Origin of the sequence: Vibrio sp. M260118 (assembly GCF_036533755.1) — a bacterium.
In the GTDB taxonomy this organism is placed as follows: Bacteria; Pseudomonadota; Gammaproteobacteria; order Enterobacterales; family Vibrionaceae; genus Vibrio.
Window position 1 is genome coordinate 1 of sequence record NZ_JATABG010000390.1, and the last position, 3,101, is coordinate 3,101.

General features: G+C 43.0%; 3 protein-coding genes and 2 pseudogenes. 3 read left to right on the plus strand and 2 right to left on the minus strand.

Translation table 11 applies throughout. The features are described 5' to 3' along the window. Together QTO00_RS17240 and QTO00_RS17245 are read right to left on the minus strand one after the other, a co-directional pair. Positions 1-380: pseudogene (locus tag QTO00_RS17240) on the minus strand (hybrid sensor histidine kinase/response regulator); the annotation flags it as partial. Between the two features lie 23 nt (positions 381-403). Continuing rightward, positions 404-937 carry a hypothetical protein gene (locus QTO00_RS17245; protein ID WP_331425873.1) on the minus strand — a complete coding sequence of 178 codons (534 nt, stop codon included), beginning with the start codon at positions 935-937 and terminating at the stop codon, positions 404-406. Between the two features lie 172 nt (positions 938-1,109). Between QTO00_RS17245 and QTO00_RS17250 the strand changes: the two genes are divergently transcribed. The 3 genes and pseudogenes from QTO00_RS17250 to QTO00_RS17260 form a co-directional block, all read left to right on the plus strand. Further along, entirely contained in the window at positions 1,110-1,535 is a 426-nt protein-coding gene (locus tag QTO00_RS17250) for a hypothetical protein (RefSeq protein ID WP_331425874.1), read from the plus strand. Then, positions 1,510-2,586 (plus strand): sulfate ABC transporter permease, encoded by a 1,077-nt coding sequence (locus QTO00_RS17255; RefSeq protein ID WP_331425875.1) that lies wholly within the window; start codon positions 1,510-1,512, stop codon positions 2,584-2,586. The genes QTO00_RS17250 and QTO00_RS17255 overlap by 26 nt, the downstream gene beginning before the upstream one ends. A 330-nt stretch (positions 2,587-2,916) precedes the next feature. Further along, a pseudogene (locus QTO00_RS17260) lies at positions 2,917-3,101 on the plus strand (glyceraldehyde-3-phosphate dehydrogenase); the annotation flags it as partial.

Genomic DNA, 3,101 nt, shown 5'->3' on the forward strand with positions numbered 1-3,101 from the left:
GTACTTGCTCCCCAAGCAAACATGATGACAAAGATAGAGCTCCCCACAATGACGATTTGCCACAAGCCAATTTCAGCTTCACGAATACTGAGTTCCAATTGCTCTTGAAGCGCGGCAGAGAATTTTAACAACTGCTGTTCAACCAACTTATTGCGCGTTTGAATAATTTCGACCAACTCTTCTGGTTTGAGGTGAGTCGTAGATGTATTGAGAAGAGCATTCTTAACGATGACACTACTCTGAAACTCATTACTAGCAAAAAGATCAAAGAGCGTCTGAACTTGACCTGTATCCGCTCCTAAACTGACATACTTATCTAAGTAGAGTTGTTGTCGTTCACGGATGCGAAAATACGGTTCTGCATAATCTATATATTGCAAGTCAAGCCACCGAATCTCTTGTGTCAACCAAGCCTCTTGTTCCATCCAAAATATAGCCAACTTAAATCTGAAAGGACTAAATCGAGTTTATGCACTGTGAGTGAAGCTGCGTGACTTTCGGCGCTATGAACCTCAGCTAGAAAATCGTGGTAAACGGTGTAGATAAGTTGCCCAAACTCTATTGTAGAGTTTCTATCCAAGGCAGTGAGCTCCTGAAGTAAAGATCTAAGCTCTTCGATATAGCTACTAGCCTGAGTTGAGTGACTAATACCGTAGTGGTTGTGTTCAGCTGTGTGGGCGGTTTTAGCGATCGCATCCATCGTTTGCTGGGCATGGGTAATTGATTTGGTCGCACTTTGTCCATTCAGACGTTGGTTTAATACTATGGATAGGTGGCTAGAAAACTCAGCGAGTAAAGCAATGGTTTCGTTCTTTTCACTGACTAACTGGTAAGTATAGAGCCTAGTCTTAAAGTCGTTGGCCAAGTTAACACTCAACGCAACAATAACCACTGTAGGCAACAAACATAGAATAAATAGTCTACTTTTAATAGACATATTCGTCAGCAACATTCGGATTCATTTTGAATCTAATTTGAGTAATTGAAACTAAAGTTTAGTTGATGATTGGTGCGCGGTATGAACATTTGCTTATTTATTTATACCGCAATGATTAATTAAAAAATAAAAACAATCATTTATATACAGTACAACGTCGGCAAGTAAGGACATGTTGATAAGGCTATTACTCTCAGCGCTTCTATTAGGGATAACGTTTCAGGCACATGCAGATGACTTTGCAGTGATCACGCTTAACCCTGACATGAAAAAACTGCGGTCCAATCAGGTTAAGCTGATTTACCGTGGTCGAGTATCGCATATCAACGGTGTACCAATTCGTCTACTCGACCTTCCTCGTAAATCTCACAACCGCGAAGATTTCTACCGCCAGCTTTTAAACAAGTCACCGACCCAGATGTCAGCCATCTGGGCGAGGTTGTCTTTTTCTGGCAAAGCCATCGCACCTGCCGAGATATCCAGCGAAGCACCAGACGCAGTAATTCAATGGTTAAAGAGCAACAGTAATGGGATTGCCTACCTTCCCGCCGATCGACTACCAGAGGACGCTTATGTCATATATCAGCTTTCAGACTAATCTCAGTCGTCTGCTATTCATGATGACCGTTTGCGTGGGTATTCCGGCAGTTGCTCATGCTCAGGTCGCTTTATCTGATAATCTCCAAGTGAGTGGTTTTGGTACCATTTCGGCGGCGAAAAGTAATCACCATATCCCAATCCTACCAGGGCGTGGGATTACCGATGAGTGGTGCTTCGACTGCGATACCACCTTAGGCGTTCAAGCCGATTGGCAAATGTCTGAAAAACTTCGAACCACACTTCAGGTTGTGAAACGTCCACAAGATACATTCTCTTCACCTGAACTTGAGCGCGCCCAATTAGAATACAATGCCGGTATGTTTAGAGTTAAAGTCGGTCGCCTGAGAACTCCAGTGTTTATGATGTCGGAGTATTACTATGTGTCCAGCGGATACCCTTGGCTACGCCTACCTCCCGAGGTATATGACAACGGCCTTGGTCTGACCTACTATGAAGGGGTTTCTGCTGACTTTTTGATTGAAGTGGATAACGGAAATCAACTTGTTATCTCGCCATATCTCGCGCGACCACGCGAAGAGCAGTTAGACCAATATGGGGCGCCCTTCACTGTTGACTTGTCTCGCGCCCTTGGCTTCAGTACAGAATTATTCTATGACGACAATTTAGTGCGATTCACCTACGTCAACATTGACGCGACCCAATCAGGCCTTACCGCACTATCTACTTACTATGAACTAAACATTATCTCTATCGGCATAAGCCACTACTTTGGACCATTACATTTCCAAGCAGAAACTATGCTTGCTGACGAGTTTAGCGCCGATTGGTATGCCGGTTTTGACTATCAAATGGGCCAAACGACACCTTATATCCAATACGGTCAATCACGTCGAACGATTGATAGTGAAAGTTATTTAATTGGTTTTCGTTACGACTGGACCCCACGAATCAACACCTCAGTGGAATGGCAACGGTTCTTTGGTCGTGAAAACGTGATCAGCGGACAGTTCACTATTCCTCAAGACCCGACAAAACCCTTTACTTCTAAAGTCGACCTGTTTTCCATAGGGCTTTCGTTTACTTTTTAAGTGGATTAAGTGATCAGGCTCGTTTAAATAACTTGAGCTTACGCGTTGATTACATAATTTATGTGCTTTAAGTATTTTTTATCACGAAATAACAATCTTGTTTTTCAGATGTCAATACGCACTAAATACTATGATTTGCAGTCATAACCGCCAAAAAACAGACTAATCACAGACCAAACTAGCTAAATTAATTTTACTAGCAGAATAAGATTTTAGGCATTACAATCCTGCCGCATAAAAATTACAAAATTAATACAAACTCGTTATCCGCTCCCCCTACAAGTGGATTTTGAGTCAGCCCCCAAAAAACGTGAAAGGTCCATACGAACCATGAGCCCAGAGAAACACCTGTTAGATTGGCAAACGAGCCAAACGATTGCGGAAGCTATCTCCCCCCTTCTAGGTCAACTATACCGCCATAAAGGCGTCGAGGTTCTACTCTTTGGTAAAACACTAGTCAATGCCGCTACCATCGACATCATCAAATCTCACCGATTAGCACGTCGCTACACTGG